This is a genomic window from Nocardiopsis sp. NPDC055879 (genome assembly GCF_053615935.1).
The window spans coordinates 217,815-235,953 of the sequence record NZ_JBSHCT010000009.1 but is presented as its reverse complement, the minus strand read 5'-3'; the positions used below and the strand labels follow the sequence as shown (position 1 = coordinate 235,953).

Sequence of the window (18,139 nt, the reverse complement as noted above, 5' to 3'; positions counted from 1 at the left end):
GTCCCGTCGGGCCCTTGCCCCTCCCGCTCGTCCTACCCCAGGGTTGCGCCCACCTTCACGTGGCCCTTGAGCAGGTCGCGGGCGATGGTGCGGCGCTGGATCTCGTCGGTGCCCTCGAAGATGCGCAGCAGCCGGACGTCCCGGTAGAAGCGTTCGATGGGCAGCTCGCGGGTGTAGCCCATGCCGCCGTGGATCTGCATGACACGGTCGACGATCTCGTTGGCCTTGACCCCGCCGAACAGCTTGGCGATGGACTGAGCGTGTCGTGAGTCGCGCCCCTGGGAGACCTGCCAGGCGGCGTGCAGCACCAGCAGCCGCAGCGCCTCGATCTCGGTCTGGGAGTCGGCGATCATCCACTGGATGGCCTGCCGGTCGGCGATCGGGGCGCCGAAGGTCTCGCGGGTCTTGGAGTACTCGATGGCCATGTCGAGCAGTCGTTCGCAGCCGCCCAGGGCACGGGCCGGCAGCAGGTAGCGGCCCTTGCCGATCCACTTCATGGCCAGCGCGAAGCCCTGTCCCTCCTCGCCGAGGACGTTGGCGTGCGGGACGCGCACGTCCTGGAAGACGAGCGAGGCGGGTCGGCGCTCGCCCATGGTGTCGATGGGCTCGGAGGTCCAGCCCATCTCGCGGTCGACGAGGAAGCACGTCACACCACCGTTGGCGCCCTTCTCCGGGTCGGTGACGGCGAAGACCATGGTGAAGTCGGCCTCGTTGCCACCGGTGATGAAGGTCTTCTCGCCGTTGATGATCCACTCGTCGCCGTCACGGACGGCCTTGGCGCGGATGGCCTTGGCGTCGGAACCGGCGCCGGGCTCGGTGATGGCGAAGCAGGACTTGCGCTCACCGGCGATGGTGGGCAGCAGGTAGCGCCGCTTCTGCTCCTCGTTGGCGTAGTAGAGGATGTTGTCGGCCTCACCGCCGAACTTGAAGGTCAGGAAGGTCCTACCGAGTTCGATCTCGATGAGGGCCTCGCTGACCGCGTCCAGGCCCATGCCGCCGTACTCCTCCGGCGTGGCCACGCCCCAGAAGTCGGACTTGCGGGCCAGGGCGCGCAGCCGGTCGCGCTCCTCGGCGGTCAGCCCGGGAGGGTGGCCCTCGCGTTCGCGCCGCAGAACCTCGTTCTCCAGCGGCATCAGCTCCCGCTCGACGAAGGTCCGCACCCAGCTCTGGATGGCGCGCTGCTCCTCGCTCAGTGAGAAATCGATCACTGCTGCTCCCCAATAACCTAACGCTGTTCGGTTATTTGAGGGTACGGTGTGCCTCGCCCTCCCCGCAAGGGTGTAACCGAACAGTGTTAGGACGAATGGTCGCGGGCCCACCTCACCACGCCGTCGTGCGATGATCGGCGGACGCCGAGCCGGACGGGCCGGTGGCGGCGCAGCGTAGAAGGAGAGCCTTTCCGTGGCCCGACCCAAGACTCCGCTTCTGAGCAAGCCGGCCATCCGGCAGGTCGCGCTGACGCTCATCGACCGAGATGGCCTGGAGAAACTCTCCATGCGCAGGATCGCCCAGGAGTTGGACGTCCAGGCCGCCTCGCTGTACAGCCACTACCGCACCAAGGAGGAGCTGCTCAGCGACGTCGCCAACGAGGTCATGGCGCACGTGGACGTCAGCGAGTTCGAGGGCGGGGACTGGCGCGCCGGGTTGATCGCCTGGGCCCGTTCCTACCGCGCGGCGTTGGCCGAGCACCCGAACCTGCTGCCGGTGATCGCCTCCGGGCCCGGGCGTCGGGAGGAGGCGCTGCGCCGCGCCGACGCGGTCCACGGGGGACTGGTGGGCGCCGGATGGCCGCCGCGCTTCGCCACGATGATCGGCGCCTCCACCAAGTACCTGGTCGTGGGCGCCGCCACCAACTCCTTCGCGCGCGGGTTCGACGACGACGCGCGTGTCTACCAGGACCGTTATCCGAACCTCTCCCAGGCCCACCGGCTGGCCGAGGTCGCCGCGGAGATCGACGAGGACAGCTTCGAGCTGGCGCTCACCGCGTTCCTGGACGGACTGGCCCCGGTCTTCGAGAAGGTCCGGGTCGAGGCGGCCCAGACGACCGAGAGTGCGAAGGATCGATCCTTTAACTGAGGGCGGGTGCCTGGGCGTCGATCCAGGCGCACAGCTCGTCCAGGGCCGACTCCACGCGTTCGACGTCGCCGGTGATCAGGTGATCGGTCTGTAGACCGGAGAAGGCCGCGTTCAAAAGGGTGGCCAGGTGCGAGGCCCGGCTTGCGGGGACTCCTCGCAGGGCCAGGCAGGAGACGACGAACTCCGCCCGTCCACGCACGAAACCCATGCCGGAAACGGGCAGGCGTTCGGCGGCGGCCAGCCCTTCGATCTCGCGGATGAGCCGGGTCATGGCGCGTTCGTCGACCAGGTTGCGCCGCCACGCCGACCGGACGATGTCACCGATCGGGACCGTCGGGTCCTCCCAACCCCCGGTGTCGAGCAGGGCCCTGTGCTGACGTTCGTCCAGGCGCTCCAACACCGCCGTGACCAGGGCCTCCCTGTCGGCGAAATGATGGGTGAGCACGCGTGTGCTCTGCCCCAGGCCCTGGGCGAGGCCGCGCAACGTGAACCCGGTGACCCCGGTGTGCGCGAGCTGGTCGATGACGGCGTCCAGTACCTCGCGGCGTCGTGCGGGGTCGGCCCTGCGCGGCATGCGCACCTCCTTGATCCCCACACTCTGGCACACAGCATTAGGGTAACAAGTGTTACCTTTATTCTATGCGAACCCCACCCCTCTGGCTTCTCGCCCTCGCCCTGGCCGCCTTCACCGTGCAGACCGACGACTTCGTCATCATCGGGGTCCTGCCCGCCCTGGCCGCCGACACCGGGGTCTCCGAAACCGCCGCCGGCCAACTGGTGACGGTGTACTCGCTCGTGTACGCGCTCACCGCGCCGCTGTGGGCGGTCGCCCTGGTCCACACCTCTCGACGCCGTGCCCTCATGGTCGCGCTGGCGGTGTTCGTCCTGGCCAACCTGGCCGTCCTCGGAGTGGACGACCACGTGACCCTCATGGTGCTGAGAGTGGTCGCGGCCCTGGCCGCCGCGGTGGTCCTGCCCCTGGCCCTGGCCGCGGCGAGCAGCGGCGCCCCCGAAGGCGAACGAGGCCGCTATCTGGCCACGGTGATGACCGGACTGACCGGGGCGGTGTTGATCGGGGTGCCCACCGGGACCTGGATCGGGGCCGTGGCCGATTGGCGCGCCACCTTCGTGTTCTGCGGGCTGCTGGGGCTGGCCGCCCTGACGCTGATCGCATGGGGCCTCCCCGAGACCGACCCCGTACCGAAGGAGCCCGACGAGAGCGCCCCCGGACGGTTCCGTCTCGACCCGGTCCTGATGGGGCTGCTCATGGTCACCGTGCTGGTGGTGGCCGGCAACCTGGGGTTCCAGACCTACCTGGCGCCCTTCCTGGCCGGCCTGTCCGAGGTCGAACCCCGGGACCTGGCCGTACTACTGGTCGTCTCCGGGGTGGGCGGGCTCCTGGGCACCCGGTACTCGGGACGGCTGGTGGACCGGTCCGGGCCCCGAGCCACGTTCTTCCTGGCGGGTGGGGTGTTCTGCCTGACCATGGTGGCGCTCGCGCTGCTCTGGCTCCTCGCGCCGGTGCACGTCGTGGTGACCGGTGCACTGCTGGTGTGCTGGTCGGCCGCGGCCTGGGCGCTGCCGCCCACCCTGCAGGCCCTGGTGCTCGATCGAGTGGAAGCCCGCACGGCGATCCGGGTCCTGGCCGTGCTCAGCAGCGCCGTGTACGTGGGTGCCGCGCTCGGCGGGGCGGTGGGCGGCACGGCCATCGCCCATGGGACAGGGCTGGTACCGTTCGTCGCCGCGTTGGTGGCCGGCGTGGGTCTGGCCCTGGCACTACCGCTCACCCGCCGACGGAGCCCGCTCAGGAACCGGTCGGCTTGATCTCCTCGTTGGTGGCCAACGCGCCGCGTTCCAGCCGGTCGAGCAGACCGCCCCCGGTCATGGACAGCGACTGTCGCGCGATCTCCTTGCCGTAGCGGATCCGGGTGAAGGTCTCCGGCAGCCGGCCCGCCAACCTTCGGTGGGCGACCCGCCCCAGCAGCCAGGCGGCCAGGACCCCGTTGAGCAGGGCCACCGGCACCGACCACCACGGCGCCCCCTGGAACGCCCCCCACACCAGGACCGCCAGGGTCGGCGACGACAGCGGCGGGACGGCGAGCAGCATGATCCACACCTGCACCTGGTTGTCACCGGTGTCGTTGGCGTCCACGCGTTTGTGGGGGTCGACGCCCGGGGTCACGGTCACCACCGACAGCAGGGACGCCAACCCGTTGCTCACCCCGACGAACACCAGCAGACAGGCGAGCACGTAGGGGACCGCCCAGTACTCACCGGAGACGACGATGGCCGCCGCGCTCAGCAGGGTCGCCGGCGGGGCGATGAGCACGGCGATGGCGATCTGTCTGCCGCGCACGTCGGCGCGGAGGGTGTCGTGGTCCTGACCGACCACCGTGAGCCACAGGGCCGTTCCGTCGTGCCCGTACATGTTCGCCCCGCCCATGCCCATGATGAGCACCGCGAACACCCCGGAGAACAGCATGACCTGGGGGATGTCGGTGAGCAGCCCCAACAGACCGATGAACAGGCCCGCGTACAGGGCCGCCCTCAGTTCCAGGCCGCGCCAGGGGTCCCGCCACCAGGAGCGCAGCTCCTTGCCGACCACCGCGCCCATCGGGGTGTCGGGCAGCAACGACCGCCGGCGCTCCAGGACCCCGGAGCCCAGGGGACGGGAGCGCCGGCGCACCCCACGCGTGGACACGCTCGGCGCCAGCAGACGCCCGGTGACCAGCACCGTCACCACGGTCAACAGCGCGAACGCGCCCAGCCACGCGAAGGCGGCGCTCCACGAACCCGCGGTCGCCGCGTCCACGGCCAGCACCGGCCAGGAGGTGGGCAGCACGGCCAGGACCGTCGCGGTCGTTCCTCCGAAGCCCCTCTCGGTGAGGGCCCCCGCCGCGACGAACGCCGGCTGGACCGCCACCCAGCCGAAGAACAGCCCGGCGACGATCAGACCCCACTGGAGCGAGGCGATCTCCATCCCGATCCGTGAGTGCATCGCGGCGCCCAGCGCCCGGAACACCAGTCGGCCCAGGGAGACCGAGAACACCACCAGCGCCAGCATGCCCAGCAGCCCCAGGAAGAGGGTCGCCGGATCCGAGGCATGGGCGTGCCAGACCAGGGCGGCGGCGGACACCAGCGTCATCGCCGGCCCGAACCCGGCGAACATGGTCACCAGCAGGCCCATGCCCACCCGGTCGCGGTCCAGCGGCAGGAGGGTGAAGTACTGCGAGCGCAGTACCCCCACCCCGTTGGTGATGGTCGGGCCCAGGATCCACGAGCCCGCCCACACCGCCAGGGCCAGCATCAGCAGACTCGACCGCACGGCGTCCGAGGCGGCGGCCACGGCCAGGAACCAGGTGGAGGCGGTGCCGCCCACGAGCAGGATCACCGTCAGCCACCGGGTACCGCTCTTGGTGTGCCGGCCCAGGGTGAACTTGAGTCGGATCAGGAGCTCAACCACGCCAGGTCCCCCTCTCCGACCTCGCGCGCTCCGACCAGCCGCACGAAGGTGTCCTCCAGGGTCGCGTCCGTCCCCCGCACCTCGGAGAGGGTGCCGTCGGCCAGCACCCGACCGTCGGCGATGATCGACACCCGGTCGGTGAGCTGCTCGACCAGCGCCATGACGTGGCTGGAGATGACGACGGTCCCGCCGCCGTCGGTGAACCGGCGCAGGATGGCGGTCAGCACCCGCGCCGACACCGGGTCCACGGCCTCGTACGGCTCGTCCAGGACCAGGACCTCCGGCGCGTGCAGCAACGCCGTGGCCAGCCCGATCTTCTTGCGCATACCGGTGGAGTACTCGGCGACCAGGACCCCGTCCCCTTCGGCCCGATCCAGCTCCAGCACCTGGAGCAGTTCCTCGGCCCGGGTACGGGTGAGCTCCCGTTCGAGACCGCGCAGCCGCCCCCAGTAGTCGAGGAGCTCCCCGGCGGTGAGGCGCTCCGGCAAGGAGAGACCGTCGGGGAGCACACCCAGGCGCCGTTTGGCGCCGACCGGGTCGGTCCACACGTCCACGCCCAGGACCCGCGCGGTCCCCGAGTCCGGGCGCAACAGTCCCACCGCCATCGACAGCGAGGTGGTCTTGCCCGCGCCGTTGGGGCCGACCAACCCCAGCATCGTGCCGCGGGGGACGGCCAGGGACACCCCGTCCGCGGCCCGGGTCTCGTTGAAGGTCTTGGTCAACGCGTCCAGCTCCAGGGCCGGAATGTCACTCGTGGGCGGGTCTGTGCTCTTCATGCCTTCCATGCTGGTCGTGGACACGGGCCGCGCGCATCGGCCGTACGGACATCCACGGCCGGTCGGGTGGACAGGCGGGCTCGCCGAATCCTCGGGTTCGGTGGCCACACGATCGAGGCCCGACGACGGGTGACCGTTCTAACCTGGGGTGGACGGCCGCGGTACATGGGGGAGGAGGCAAGGCGTGGAACCAGACCACCGAAGTCGCCGTAGCCGCCGCGACGTGGCCGTGGACGCCCTGCTGATCGCGTTCGCCGTGCTCTACGGCCTGGCGGGTTTCTCCTCCTACGGCGGGGACCTGCACCCCGTCGACCGGGTGCCGGACTGGGTGCTGTGGCTGGACCTGGCCTTCCTGCCACTCTCCTGCGCCGGCCTGTGGCTGCGACGCTCGCACCCCCTCACAGTGGCCCTGTGCGTCACCCTGGTCTCGGTGTTCTCGGTGTCGGCGGTGGGCGCGCTGGTCGTCGCCCTGATCTCGCTCGCGGCCTACCGGCCCTTCGTGCAGGCCGCGGCGGTCACGCTGTTGGCCGTGGTGTTGTCGCTGCCCTGGGTGCTGCTGGTCACGCCCTACCCCGCGGGCGCGATCGTGACCATGGTGACGATCGTCGTGATGCTCAGTGCCTGCCTTGCCTGGGGCACGGCGATCCGGTCCCGGCGCAGCCTGGTCGAACGTCTGCGCGAGGACGTGCGCCGCGAACGACAGATGCACGAGGAACGTCTGATCTCGGCGCGGGTGGAGGAACGCCGCCGGATCGCGCGGGAGATGCACGATGTCCTCGCCCACCGGATGTCGCTGCTGTCCGTGCACGCCGGGGCGTTGGCCTACCGCACGGAACGGGCCGAGACGGGGGAGGCCGAACCGCTGGAGCCCGCCGAGGTGGGGTCGGCGATGCGGGTCATCCGCGACAACGCCCACCGGGTGCTGGACGAACTCGGTGACATCCTCGACGTGTTGCGCTCGGGAGACCTGGTCGGGGAGGGACCGGAGGAGGACCGCTCCGCACCGCAGCCGCGCCTGGACGACCTGTCGCGGTTGGTCCGGGAGGTGGTCGAGGCCGGGGAGCGGGTCGAGTTCGACCTCGCTCTTCCCGAGAGCGATCGGCCCCGCGAACAGGTGCAGCGGACCGCCTACCGGGTCGTGCAGGAGGGACTCACCAACACCCGCAAGCACGCCCCCGGCGCGCGGGTCGCGGTCGCGGTGACCGGAGCGCCGGGTCGCGGGCTGGAGGTGGCGGTGCGCAACGTGTTGCCGATGGGCCTGGTGGCGCTGGAGCTCCCGGGGGCCGGGGTCGGGCTGGCGGGGTTGGGCGAACGGGTACGCCTGGACGGCGGACGTCTGGAGCACGGCCCGGAGAACGGGTGGTTCCACCTGGTCGCGGCCCTGCCCTGGCCCGCGGCGGGGGCCGGCGAGGGCTCAGGGCCCCATACGGAGGAGGCCGAGGCCGCGCGGCCCGGTGACGGCATGGAGAACGAACCTCGGAAGGTGACCTAGTGGCGACCGATTCCCCGATCCGCGTCCTGCTCGTGGACGACGACCCCCTGGTCCGCTCCGGACTGCGCATGATGCTGTCCGGAGACGGTGACATCACGGTGGTGGGCGAGGCCGCGGACGGGGCCGAGGTGCACGCCGCGGTCGCCGGACACCGTCCCGACGTGGTCCTGATGGACGTGCGCATGCCGGGGGTGGACGGGATCGCGGCCACCGAGGAACTGCGTTCGGGCGACGGTACCGGACCGCAGGTACTCGTCCTCACCACCTTCGACGCCGACGCCACCGTGGTACGGGCGCTGCGCGCCGGGGCCGCCGGCTACCTGCTCAAACACACCGAACCGGAACGGATCGTGGAGGCGGTGCGCAGGGCCGCCGCCGGTGAACCGGTGCTCTCGCCCGGTGTCGCGCGCACCCTGATGGACCGGGTGGCCGGGGAGGATCCGGCCGAAGGCGCCCAGGCGCCCCGTCGCGGGGAACGGGCCCGAGCGCGCCTGGAGCTGCTCAGCGTCCGGGAACGGGAGGTCGCCGAGGCGGTGACGGCGGGGTTGTCCAACGCCGAGATCGCCGATCGGCTGTACATGTCGATGGGAACGGTCAAGGCGCACGTGTCCAGCGCCCTGACCAAGCTGGACCTGAGCGGAAGGATCCAGTTGGCGTTGCTCACCCACGACGCCCAGAGCCCCGACTGAGCCGGAGGAACCACCCCGTGTCGCCGTGTGTCGAGGCGATTCCGCGTGGGGTGCACGGTTCGGGGGGCGCCCCCGGACATAGCATCGCCTTCGACGAGACGTTCGACCGAGGAGGTAGTGCCCGTGGCCGAGAACCGTGTGGTCTGGGGGAAGAAGGTCCCGCAGGTCTACAAGAAGCTCGACGAGGTCGACCAGCTCCTGGCCGAACACCTCGACACCACCGTGCTCGAACTGATCAAACTGCGTTCCTCGGTGCTCAACGGCTGCGCCTACTGCGTGGACCTGCACACCCGGCGGGCACTGAAGGAGGGCGAGTCGCAGCAGCGCCTCTTCCTGGTGCCCACCTGGTACGAGGCGGGTGACATCTTCACCCCCCGCGAGCGGGCCGCCTTCGCCCTCACCGACGAGATGACCGAGATGGGCGAACACGGGGTGTCCGACGCCACCTACGACGCCGCGGCCGGGCACTTCGACGAGACCGAACTCGCCGCCCTGATGTCCGCCATCGCGATGATCAACCTCTACAACCGACTGGCCGTGACCGGACGGCTGCACGTCAAGAGGCGCTGATGGGCAGGGGGTGGGGACGGTCGGGGTTCGCGGTCAGAGTTCCTCGCCGGGGACCCGGCAGTGCCCTGCCCCGTACTCCAGGGCGGACAGGGTCATCTCCACCACCCGGGCCCGGTGCTCGGCGAGTCGGTCGACGTCGACGAAGGTGCGCAGGGCGCCCGGGACCAGGGTGGCCAGGGCGCCCTCCACCAGGGGTTCGGTCAGCCGGGTGCGCAGCCCGGCCACCGTGCCGGGCCATCGGGCCTCAAGGATCGCGCCGTCGGCCACCGCGGTGTGCCAGACCGAGGTCAGGTACGGCTCCGGGATCACCCCGGACAGGCCACCGTGGTGTGCCTTCAACGCCGTGGCCAGGTCCTCTTCCGAGGTACCCCAACCGGCCAGGACCGCGGCCAGTGGTCGGTGCGCCTCGGGGACGTCGTGGTCCAGGTCGACCAACACCGGCGTGCCGAGGTTCCAGCGCAGGAACGGCAGGGCCCTGGGGGGTTCCAGGACGCCACCACGGTGGCGCACCGGCCCGGGGGCGAAGCAGACCGACCTCCGAGGCCCCTGCGTGTCGTTGCCGACCAGGCTCGGATGGTCCTCGTGTTCCACCGGGTTGGGCACCGCGACCAACGGGGCGAGGCCGCGCTCGCGCATGAAGCGTAGAACCGCGCGATCCCCGGGCACACCGGAGAGCTCGGTGTCCTCCAAAAAGCGCGCCAGCTCCACGGAGAGCCCCCGTGGCAGGACCAACGCCACGATGGGCGCGTAGGGGTTGACCACCGGGACCGCGCCGGCCCCGGTGAACACCGCCCAGCGGGCCAGGACGGCGGTGCGCGAGCCCCACTCGACGAACAGCGACACCGGTGACCCGGGGTGAGCGGCCAGGATGGTCCCCAGGGTGCCCGCGAACCCGTCGGCGAGACGGGCGTCGTCCTGCAACACCAGGTGGTGATCGGTGCGGTGGAGCGCGGCGGCCCCGAACGCCACCCGGGCGGCGCGCAAGGCGGTGGGCGGCCCGTCCGGTTCCGGGTCGGTCGCCACCCCGGCCCTTGGCAGCCCGGTCCGCTCGGCGAGCAGCGAGGCCCGTTCGGCGCGGTCGGGGTGGGTCATCACCACGGCGGACACGGAGGGAGGAGGCGCCCAAGCGCCGTCGAGGGGGGAGGCCATGCCCCCATTCTAGTTCTCCCGACCCGCTCCGGAGGGTCGTCCACAGGTTGTTCCCCTCGTCGGTGGGGTCTCCGCCCCGTTCCGGAACAGGCGGAACGGGGCGGAGGTCGGGTGTGGTCAGTTCGTGGACCGGCGGCGTGGTCCGTCCTGTTCCGGGGAGGCGGTGGGCCGGGGCGTGGTGGCGGGTTTCTCCTGAGCCGCCCGGTACCCGGCCCGGTAGACGGCTGTGGCGCCGCTCTCGCGGACGGCGGTCGGCCACGCCGCCGTGAGGCCGAAGACGATCAGGATGTCGATGGCGATCACGATCGCCGACCACAGCGGCATGGCGATGAGGAAGACCAGTTGGGCGAGCGCGTTCACCGAGGCCAGGAAGGCGCCGAGGGCCCGCGCCCAGGTGTGGCCGGTCAGCACCGCCGCGCCGGCGGCGATCATCAGCACGCCCCAGGCGCCGAACAGCAGGCCCCAACCCTCGTACTCCAACAGCAGCAGCCGTGACTCGGGGGCCAGGAAGAAGGAGGGGGTGAGGAAGGCGGTGAGCCCTTGGACGAGGTTGACGGCACCGATGACCACGAGCAGGATGCAGACGAAGTACCGCCAACCGTTGGCTGCGCGCATGTGATGCTCCTTACCGGTCGTTCGACGGGCCGTGGGCGGGCCGCTGGGGACGAAACCTCGGGTGGACAAGGGGCGAGCGGCTGCCTGGACCGCCCCTTCATCATGGGATACGCGCCGTCACGGGGACGGAACCGGTTGCTCTGGATCGGGCAAAGTCGGGCGGGTCTGTCCGAGCCCATAGTTCGTTCTTACGTAATCCCGTAGCCTTCGGTAGGCTGGGCGCGTGAGCCAGAGATCCACCGAGCAACGCCTCGCCGACCTGGAAGCACGGGTCGCCGAGCTGGAACGGCGTCCCGAGGCCGCCACCGGACCGAGGGGCGAGCCCTCCGCGACCGAGACCCTCCGGGTTCTGGAGACCCTCAAGGAGCACGGGCCCCGAGGCGGATCGGTGTTCTACGCGGGCCACCTCGAAACCGAGGAGGGACCCGTCGAATGGCAGTACGGCCTCGGCGTCGACAAGCTCGCCGAACTCGACTGGGCCTCCCTCGCCGCCGGCTTGGACGCCTTGGGCAACCCCGTCCGGCTCAACATCCTGCGGGCCGTGTGGTCGGGGATCTCCACCGTCGCCGAACTCAAGGAACAAGAGGGCTTCGGCACCACCGGCCAGATCTACCACCACGTCAACCAGTTGGCCTCGGCCGGTTGGCTCACCACCCGCCGCCGCGGCCACTACGTCGTTCCCGGCGATCGTCTGGTGCCGCTCCTGGTGATCCTCGTCGCCACCAAGGGTGTCCTTTGAACCCGACGGCGGCCCAGGCTCGGTGACCGGTGCGCTCCCTATACCGGCTACTGGCCGCCCATGCCCGTCGTGGCCACGCTGTTGACGATCTGTCGCTGGAACAGCATGAACACGACCACCATCGGCGCCGCCGCGACCATCGAGGCCGCCAACTGGGAGGCGTAGAACGTCCCGTAGGAGTCCAGGATGTTCGGAATGCCCACCGGCAGCGTCATCAGGGCCGGGTCGGTCGTGACGATGAAGGGCCACAGGTAGTTGTTCCAGGCGGTGATGAACACGAAGATCGACACCGCCGCGAGGATCGGCCGGGACAGCGGCAGGATCACCGAGGTGAACAGCCTCCAATACGACGCCCCGTCCATGCGGGCCGCCTCGTCCAGCTCGCGTGGTACCGCGTCGAAGAACCGCTTCAACACGAACACGATGATCGGCGCCACCAACTGCGGCAGGATGACCGCCGCGTAGGTGTCGACCAGGTCCAACGACACCATCTGCTGGAACAGTGGCACGATCAGCAACTGCGGCGGCACCACGATCGCCACGATCGTGAAGGCCATCAACGCCCAGCGCCCCCGAAAGTCCATCCGCGACATCGCGAACGCCGCCGGCGCCGCCACCACGATCGTGAACAGCGTGACCAGCACGGCGATGACCAGGCTGTTGAACAACCACATCTGGATGTTGCCCGCCGCGAACAGGTTTGCGTACTGCTCGAAGGTGAACCCTCCCTCGGGGACCAGGGTCGGCGGCAACGCCACCGCGTCGCCCTCGGTCTTGAACGAGGTGATCAGCGACCACACCATGGGGAGGAGCCACAGCACCGCGAGGACCACCAGCACCGCCATGGCCACGACCCGCGGCCCGCGTCCACCACCCAGGATCAGGTCGCGCTGTCGGGCCCGATCGCGGACCCTCTCGGCCCGCCGCGTCGAACGAACACTCCGCATGTCCATGTCAGCCCCTCCTCCGCGCGCTGATCCACAGTTGGAACGCGGCGACGCCCAGGACCAGCACCAGGAACAGGTAGGAGACGGCGGCGCCGTATCCGAACCGGTAGCCGGTGAACCCCACGTCGTAGATGTAGAGCAGCAGTGAGCGTGTCGAGTCGCCCGGGCCGCCCCCGGTCAGCAGGTAGATCTGGTCGAAGACCTTCAGCGAGGCCAGCATCTGCAACAGCAGTACGACCAACGTGGTGCCTCGCAACCGGGGAAGGGTGACGAACCACAGTCGGGCCCACGCCCCCGCGCCGTCCAGGGCCGCCGCCTCGTACAGGTGGTCGGGGACCGACTGCAGGGCGGCCAGGTACAGCAGGAAGTTGAACCCGACCGTCCACCACACCGTGGTCAGGGCCACCGACCACATCGCCACGCCCTCGTCGGTCAGCCAGCCCAGCCCTTCCATCCCGAACAGGCCCAGCACGCTGTTGAACAGCCCGAAGTCCTCCACGTACAGGAACTTCCACACCAGCCCCACGGTGGCCACCGGCAGCAGGAACGGCAGGAAGAACGACAGCCGCCACAGCCACTGCCCGGGCAGCCCCGTGTGCACCAGGACCGCCATGGTCAACGCGACCACCACGAGGGGGACCGTGGTGATGAGGGTGAACAGGACGGTGTTGCCCAGGGTCCGCCACACCAGTGGGTCGCCCAAGACCTCGGCGTAGTTGTCCAGGCCGACGAACGCGCCGCCCGCCCCGTTGAGGGCGATGTCGGTGAAGCTCATCCACAGGCCGCTCAGCAACGGCCAGACCAGGAACACCGCGTACACCAGCAGGAACGGCGCCAGGAAGACCAGGGGCGAATCGGCGAAGCGTCGCCGGGCGCGGGCCAGGGCACCGGGCGGGGGCGGCGGTGGCCCGGCGCCGGTTTCGGAACGGACGGGGGAGTCGGTGAGGGCGCTCATCAGGCACCTCCGGGGTCGGTACGGGAGGCCCAGGAGTCCAGCGTGCGACCGAGTTCCTCCACCGCCGCCTCGGGACCACTTCCGGTGAGCGCGGTGCGCAGGGTCTGGCTCACGTCCGTGTGGAACTGCGAACCGGCGCCCGCGAACCACACCTCGGGGTCCAGCACCGGGGTCTCACCGGCCACCGCGTAGTCCGACTGCGGCGACAACCCCTGGTACTCCGGGGACTCGGCCACCGGGGAGTAGGCGGGGATGTGCCCGGCCTCGCCCCAGGTCAGGCTGTTGCGCACCATCAACGCCACGAACTCGTGGGTGGCGCGTGTCCGCTCGGGGTCCGTGTCACTCTGGCGGGGTAGTACGAACGCGTGCGAGTCGGCGTAGGAACCCGGCTGCTCGAACACCGTGGGGAAGGGCGCGGCCCCCAGGTTCTCCACGTGCTCCATGAGGTAGGGCAGCTCCCACTCACCGGAGATCAGCATCCCCGAACGCCCGGACGCGAACGCCGCGAGGGCGGTGGGATAGTCCTGGCCGGGTTCGGAGGTCCGCCCGTCGAACGCCTCGGCGAGGAACTCGAACACGCGCAGCGCCGCCTCGTGGTCGAGCCCGGCGGGCCCGCCCTCGGGTAGTTCCAGGGAGGCCCCGGTCTGGTTGTAGAGCATCCAGAACAGCCGCCACCCCTGGGAGTCGTCGTTGACGTGCCCGAAGGAGACCCCATCGCCGCCGCCGGCCTCGGCCAGCGCCCGCGCGGCCTCCACGAAACCCTCCGGCGAGTCCATCCCGATCAGGTGTCCGTCGCCGTCGAGCGCCCCGGCCCGTTCGGCGATCTCGGTGTCGTAGAACAGGACGACCGGGTGGGTGTCCATCGGGATCGCGTACGTGGCGCCGTCGTGGACGCAGCGATCCCACAGGTCGGGTACGAAGTCCTCGGCGGTGACCCCGAACTCGGCCAAGAGGTCCAGGTCGAAGGGTTGCAGCAGGCCGCCGGGCGCGTACCCGGGCAACCGGGACATGTGCAGGATGGCGGTCTCGGGGGCGCGCCCGCCCACCGAGGCCACCGCAAGCTTGGTGTAGTACGGCGGCCCCCACGCCAGGGTGCTGGAGGTGACCCGCAGGTGCGGCGCCTGTTCGCGCACCGCCTCCAACATGGTCTCCACGCGTGCGCCGTCCCCGCCCTGGAACAGGCTCCAGAAACGCACCCGGGCGTCGTCGGGACCGGGGGAGCAGCCGGTCGCTCCCAGGGCCGAGCCGAGGGCGAGGGCGCCCGCGCCCAGGAGCACACCGCGACGTGAGGGTGGGGGAGCCGAACCGGCCGGAGGTGGCGGTCTGTGGGGGGTGAGGGACATCGTCGGCCTCCTTGAGATGTCCTGGGGGTCGAAGAGGGTGAGGAGAGGGGGAGCGGGGGACGGTCAGTCGTCTCGCGGGTCGCTTTCGAACGCGGCCGGTCGACGCTGCGCGGTCGCGATCCGGTCGACGTCGAGCTTCTCGCTCCGGTCGAACCGGTAGACGCCGTTGCGTTCCTGGAACACGTCGGTGAGCTGGGTGTAGCAGTAACCGAACATCTCGGGGTTCTCCAGCAGCACGCCGGTCAACCCCTCGAAGCGGGTGTGGAACTCCTCGACGGTGCGAGGTCCGGCCCCGTATCCCCAGGACCCGCCGCCGTCGTCGGTGTCAGGATCCCAGCGGATCCCGCCGAACTCGCTGCAGAAGTAGGGCTGCCCGCGGTAAGGCACGGACCACTCGCGCCCGTCCTCACCACGGTTGACGTAGGGGTCGTCCTTGGCCGACCCGCTCATCTGTTCGCGGAACGCCTCGGGGTCCTGCTCGTAGCTGTGGGAGTCGTAGACGTCGGTCTCGGGGACGCGGTGGGAGTAGCCGGAGGCGTCCACCACCGGACGCGAGGGGTCGATGGCCTTGGTGGCGAGGAACATCGCGCGGGTGACGTCGTCCAGCGCGGTGAAGCGGTCGTGCAGCCGCTGGAAGGTCTCGTTGAGGGGGCACCAGCCCACGATGCTCGGGTGGGAGTGGTCGCGCTCCACGGCCTCCAGCCACTGGGTGACGTAGGAGGCGTCCGGGCGTTGGTTGTCGAGGGCGGCCGGGCCTTCGGTCGCGCACCCCCAGTCGCCGAACTCGCCCCACACGAGGTAGCCGAGCCGGTCCGCGTGGTAGAGGAACCTCTCCTCGAAGACCTTCTGGTGCAGGCGGGCTCCGTTGAACCCGGCCCGCAGCCCCAGTTCGATGTCGCGCACCAACGCCGCGTCGTCGGGGGCGGTCATCAGCCCGTCGGGGTAGTAGCCCTGGTCCAGAACCAGCCGTTGGAAGACGCGGCGGCCGTTGATCAGGATCGCCTTGCCCTCGATGGAGACCGAGCGCAGGCCCGCGTACGATCCGGCCCGGTCCACGACCTCGCCGTCGGCGTCGAGCAGCTCCAGACGCAGGGTGTACAGGTGGGGGTCCTGCGGAGCCCAGATGCGTCGTCGCTCCTCCGGGACCGTCAACGTCACCCGGGGCGCGACGTCGAGGTCGGCGCGGACCTCGGCCACGGCGACCTCCCCGTCCCCGTCTTCGAGGGTGGCGCGGACCCGCAGTCCACGGCCGGTCCGGGACAACGGCAGGCGCACGTGGAAGGCCCCGTTGGCCAGGTCGGGGGTGATGTGCGGGCGCCTCAGGTGCGCGTCGGGGACCGGTTCCATCCACACGGTCTGCCAGATCCCGGTGGTGCGCGTGTAGTGGCAGCCGGAGTTCTCGTACCAGGTGGCCTGCTTGCCGCGGGCCTGGTGGCCGTGCCTGCTGTCGCGGGCGCGCACGACGATCACGGCGTCCTCGCCCGGAGCGGCGATCCCGGCCAGGTCCGCGGTGAAGGGGGTGAAACCGCCGCGGTGGCGGGCCACCTCCACTCCGTTGACCCACACGGTGGTGTCGTGGTCCACGGCCTGGAAGTGCAACAGGGCGCGCTTGCCGGCCCAGGCCTCGGGGACGCGGACGGTGCGCCGGTACCAGACCGCCTCCAGGAAGTCGGTGTCGCCCACTCCGGACAGCTCGGACTCCGGGCAGAAGGGCACGGTGATGGTGCCGGAGAGTTCGGCCTCCCGTAGTCCGCGTTCCAGACCGCTGTCCCCGCGGTCGACCTCGAAGTCCCAGGCGCCGTTCAGGCACAGCCAGTCGGGGCGGGTGAACTGCGGGCGGGGGTACTCGGGGCGGGGCGGGGCCGTGGGCCCCTCCTCGTGCGGCGGCTGGATCTGCGTCGGCACGGGTTCTCCTTGCTGCGCGGTGGCTCTGTGACTGGCGTCACGGATATGGGAGCATACTTTTACATCGATGTAAATACCCGGAAACGGAGGTCGAGAGGGCTGCCGATCCCGGTTTCGTACCGGGGTGGGACGCGGGTTCGGTACGGTCCAGGGTGCTGTCGAACGGAGGTGGACGTGGGTACGAGGCCACGCATCAAGGACGTCGCGCGTCGAGCGGGGGTCTCGGAGAAGACGGTTTCCAACGTCATCAACGACCATCCCCACGTCAGGCCCGCCACGCGCGCCGCGGTGGAGGCGGCCATCGAGGAACTGGGGTACCGGGTCAACCTGGCCGGGCGTCACCTGCGTCGCGGCGAGACGGGTGTGATCGCGCTGGCCGTGCCCGAACTCGACCTCGGCTACTTCGCCGAGCTCGCCGACCTGGTCATCCGTGAGGCCGAACGCCGCTCGCGCACCGTCCTGGTCCACCAGAGCGAGGCCCGGCGCGAGAGGGAGGAGTCCGCCCTCGACGGGTTCGGGGCCGACTTCGTCGACGGGGTGATCCTCAGCCCGCTCGCGATGGACGACGCCGCGCTCCAGGCCCACGGATCCCGCCTGCCGGTGGTGCTCCTGGGCGAGGTGCCGCACGCGGTCCGGCACGACCACGTCGCCATCGACAACGTGGCCGCCGCCCGGGAGGCGACCGAACACCTCCTCGACGGTGGACGGACCCGGATCGCGGTGGTGGGCGGGCGCCCACCGGGCCCGGCCGGAACCGCGGAGCTGCGAACCCGGGGCCACCGGGAGGCGCTGGAGGCCCGCGGTATGTCCCTCGACCCCGCGCTGGTGCGACCGGCCGAGGCCTTCCACTGGTCGGACGGGGCCGAACTCGCCGCCGAGCTCATCGCCGGCCCCCGGCCGCCCGACGCGCTCCTGTGCATGAACGACCTGCTCGCGCTGGGCGCGATGCGGGCCCTGCACGACGCCGGGGTCCGGGTCCCCGAGGACGTGGCGGTGGTCGGGTTCGACGACATCGCCCCCGGGCGGTACGCCGTGCCCAGCCTGACCACCATCGCCCCGGACAAGTCGACCCTGGCCGGCGAGGCGGTGCGTCTGTTGGTGGCGGCGGTGACGGCCCGTCGCGGCGCTTCCACCGACGACCCCGGAGAGCCCCGGCGACCGGAGAGGGTCGTCGTCGAGCACACGCTCCTCATCCGGGAAAGCAGCTCCGCCGCCGGCTGACCGCCGACGAACCCTCGTTCCTTGAGGAATCAGGGGAGAGAAACCTTCGCGTGCCCTCTTTTCTGGAATGCCGGAAAAGGGGGCTTTCTGTCCTTTTCATGGATTGAATCCGGTCTGGAATGACACCGTAAGCGCAGGTCGTCGGGTGGTGTTGCGAGAAACTCCACGCACCATCCCCGGGTGGTCTACCGTGAAATCG

Annotated in this window: 17 protein-coding genes; 7 read left to right on the top strand and 10 right to left on the bottom strand. The window is 70.5% G+C overall.

Features of this window, described 5'->3' with window-relative positions; genetic code table 11:
- Window positions 1-32 precede the first annotated feature (32 nt).
- Window positions 33-1,208 (bottom strand): acyl-CoA dehydrogenase family protein, encoded by a 1,176-nt coding sequence (locus ACWGKS_RS13225; RefSeq protein WP_358511425.1) that lies wholly within the window; start codon window positions 1,206-1,208, stop codon window positions 33-35.
- 193 nt (window positions 1,209-1,401) lie between these two features.
- Between ACWGKS_RS13225 and ACWGKS_RS13220 the strand changes: the two genes are divergently transcribed.
- A complete protein-coding gene (locus ACWGKS_RS13220; RefSeq protein ID WP_358511422.1) occupies window positions 1,402-2,076 on the top strand; it encodes a TetR/AcrR family transcriptional regulator in 675 nt (224 codons plus the stop codon).
- On the opposite strand, the gene ACWGKS_RS13215 is transcribed toward ACWGKS_RS13220, so the two are convergent.
- The gene (locus ACWGKS_RS13215; protein ID WP_452522739.1) at window positions 2,069-2,650 is read right to left on the bottom strand and encodes a TetR/AcrR family transcriptional regulator; all 582 of its coding nucleotides are present in this window, start codon (window positions 2,648-2,650) and stop codon (window positions 2,069-2,071) included. The genes ACWGKS_RS13220 and ACWGKS_RS13215 overlap by 8 nt on opposite strands.
- 65 nt (window positions 2,651-2,715) lie before the next feature.
- On the opposite strand from ACWGKS_RS13215, the gene ACWGKS_RS13210 reads away from it, so the two are divergent.
- Entirely contained in the window at window positions 2,716-3,900 is a 1,185-nt protein-coding gene (locus ACWGKS_RS13210) for an MFS transporter (RefSeq protein ID WP_452522691.1), read from the top strand.
- Here ACWGKS_RS13210 and ACWGKS_RS13205 read toward each other — a convergent pair.
- Both ACWGKS_RS13205 and ACWGKS_RS13200 read right to left on the bottom strand, forming a co-directional pair.
- Window positions 3,881-5,539 carry a hypothetical protein gene (locus ACWGKS_RS13205; protein ID WP_358511418.1) on the bottom strand — a complete coding sequence of 553 codons (1,659 nt, stop codon included), beginning with the start codon at window positions 5,537-5,539 and terminating at the stop codon, window positions 3,881-3,883. The genes ACWGKS_RS13210 and ACWGKS_RS13205 overlap by 20 nt on opposite strands.
- Window positions 5,524-6,315 (bottom strand): ABC transporter ATP-binding protein, encoded by a 792-nt coding sequence (locus ACWGKS_RS13200; protein ID WP_358511416.1) that lies wholly within the window; start codon window positions 6,313-6,315, stop codon window positions 5,524-5,526. The genes ACWGKS_RS13205 and ACWGKS_RS13200 overlap by 16 nt, the downstream gene beginning before the upstream one ends.
- 184 nt (window positions 6,316-6,499) lie before the next feature.
- On the opposite strand from ACWGKS_RS13200, the gene ACWGKS_RS13195 reads away from it, so the two are divergent.
- The 3 genes from ACWGKS_RS13195 (at window position 6,500) to ACWGKS_RS13185 (ending at window position 9,066) form a co-directional block, all read left to right on the top strand.
- The gene (locus tag ACWGKS_RS13195) at window positions 6,500-7,807 is read left to right on the top strand and encodes a sensor histidine kinase (protein WP_358511414.1); all 1,308 of its coding nucleotides are present in this window, start codon (window positions 6,500-6,502) and stop codon (window positions 7,805-7,807) included.
- Window positions 7,807-8,496: a response regulator transcription factor gene (locus ACWGKS_RS13190; RefSeq protein WP_358511412.1), complete on the top strand. Its 690-nt coding sequence runs from the start codon at window positions 7,807-7,809 to the stop codon at window positions 8,494-8,496. Before ACWGKS_RS13195 ends, ACWGKS_RS13190 begins: the two co-directional genes overlap by 1 nt.
- A gap of 123 nt (window positions 8,497-8,619) precedes the next feature.
- The gene (locus tag ACWGKS_RS13185; protein WP_358511410.1) at window positions 8,620-9,066 is read left to right on the top strand and encodes a carboxymuconolactone decarboxylase family protein; all 447 of its coding nucleotides are present in this window, start codon (window positions 8,620-8,622) and stop codon (window positions 9,064-9,066) included.
- Window positions 9,067-9,099: 33 nt separating this feature from the next.
- Here the strand turns inward: ACWGKS_RS13185 and ACWGKS_RS13180 are convergent, their stop codons facing one another.
- Together ACWGKS_RS13180 and ACWGKS_RS13175 are read right to left on the bottom strand one after the other, a co-directional pair.
- A complete protein-coding gene (locus ACWGKS_RS13180; protein WP_358511408.1) occupies window positions 9,100-10,215 on the bottom strand; it encodes a hypothetical protein in 1,116 nt (371 codons plus the stop codon).
- Between the two features lie 117 nt (window positions 10,216-10,332).
- Window positions 10,333-10,830, bottom strand: coding sequence for a DUF7144 family membrane protein (locus tag ACWGKS_RS13175; RefSeq protein ID WP_358511406.1), 498 nt, complete (start codon window positions 10,828-10,830; stop codon window positions 10,333-10,335).
- 223 nt (window positions 10,831-11,053) lie between these two features.
- Between ACWGKS_RS13175 and ACWGKS_RS13170 the strand changes: the two genes are divergently transcribed.
- Window positions 11,054-11,569, top strand: coding sequence for an ArsR/SmtB family transcription factor (locus ACWGKS_RS13170; protein WP_358511404.1), 516 nt, complete (start codon window positions 11,054-11,056; stop codon window positions 11,567-11,569).
- A 47-nt stretch (window positions 11,570-11,616) separates the two neighbouring features.
- Here ACWGKS_RS13170 and ACWGKS_RS13165 read toward each other — a convergent pair whose 3' ends face one another.
- The 4 genes from ACWGKS_RS13165 to ACWGKS_RS13150 all read right to left on the bottom strand — a co-directional run bounded on the left by ACWGKS_RS13165 (window position 11,617) and on the right by ACWGKS_RS13150 (window position 16,719).
- Window positions 11,617-12,522 (bottom strand): carbohydrate ABC transporter permease, encoded by a 906-nt coding sequence (locus tag ACWGKS_RS13165; RefSeq protein WP_358511401.1) that lies wholly within the window; start codon window positions 12,520-12,522, stop codon window positions 11,617-11,619.
- Between the two features lies 1 nt (window position 12,523).
- On the bottom strand, window positions 12,524-13,471 hold the full coding sequence (locus tag ACWGKS_RS13160) for a carbohydrate ABC transporter permease (RefSeq protein ID WP_358511398.1): 948 nt from the start codon (window positions 13,469-13,471) through the stop codon (window positions 12,524-12,526).
- Window positions 13,471-14,814, bottom strand: a complete 1,344-nt coding sequence (locus ACWGKS_RS13155) for an extracellular solute-binding protein (protein WP_452522687.1) — start codon at window positions 14,812-14,814, stop codon at window positions 13,471-13,473. The genes ACWGKS_RS13160 and ACWGKS_RS13155 overlap by 1 nt, the downstream gene beginning before the upstream one ends.
- A 63-nt stretch (window positions 14,815-14,877) precedes the next feature.
- Window positions 14,878-16,719, bottom strand: a complete 1,842-nt coding sequence (locus ACWGKS_RS13150) for a glycoside hydrolase family 2 protein (RefSeq protein WP_358511392.1) — start codon at window positions 16,717-16,719, stop codon at window positions 14,878-14,880.
- A gap of 174 nt (window positions 16,720-16,893) precedes the next feature.
- On the opposite strand from ACWGKS_RS13150, the gene ACWGKS_RS13145 reads away from it, so the two are divergent.
- Window positions 16,894-17,940, top strand: a complete 1,047-nt coding sequence (locus tag ACWGKS_RS13145; protein WP_358511389.1) for a LacI family DNA-binding transcriptional regulator — start codon at window positions 16,894-16,896, stop codon at window positions 17,938-17,940.
- Window positions 17,941-18,139 lie beyond the last annotated feature (199 nt).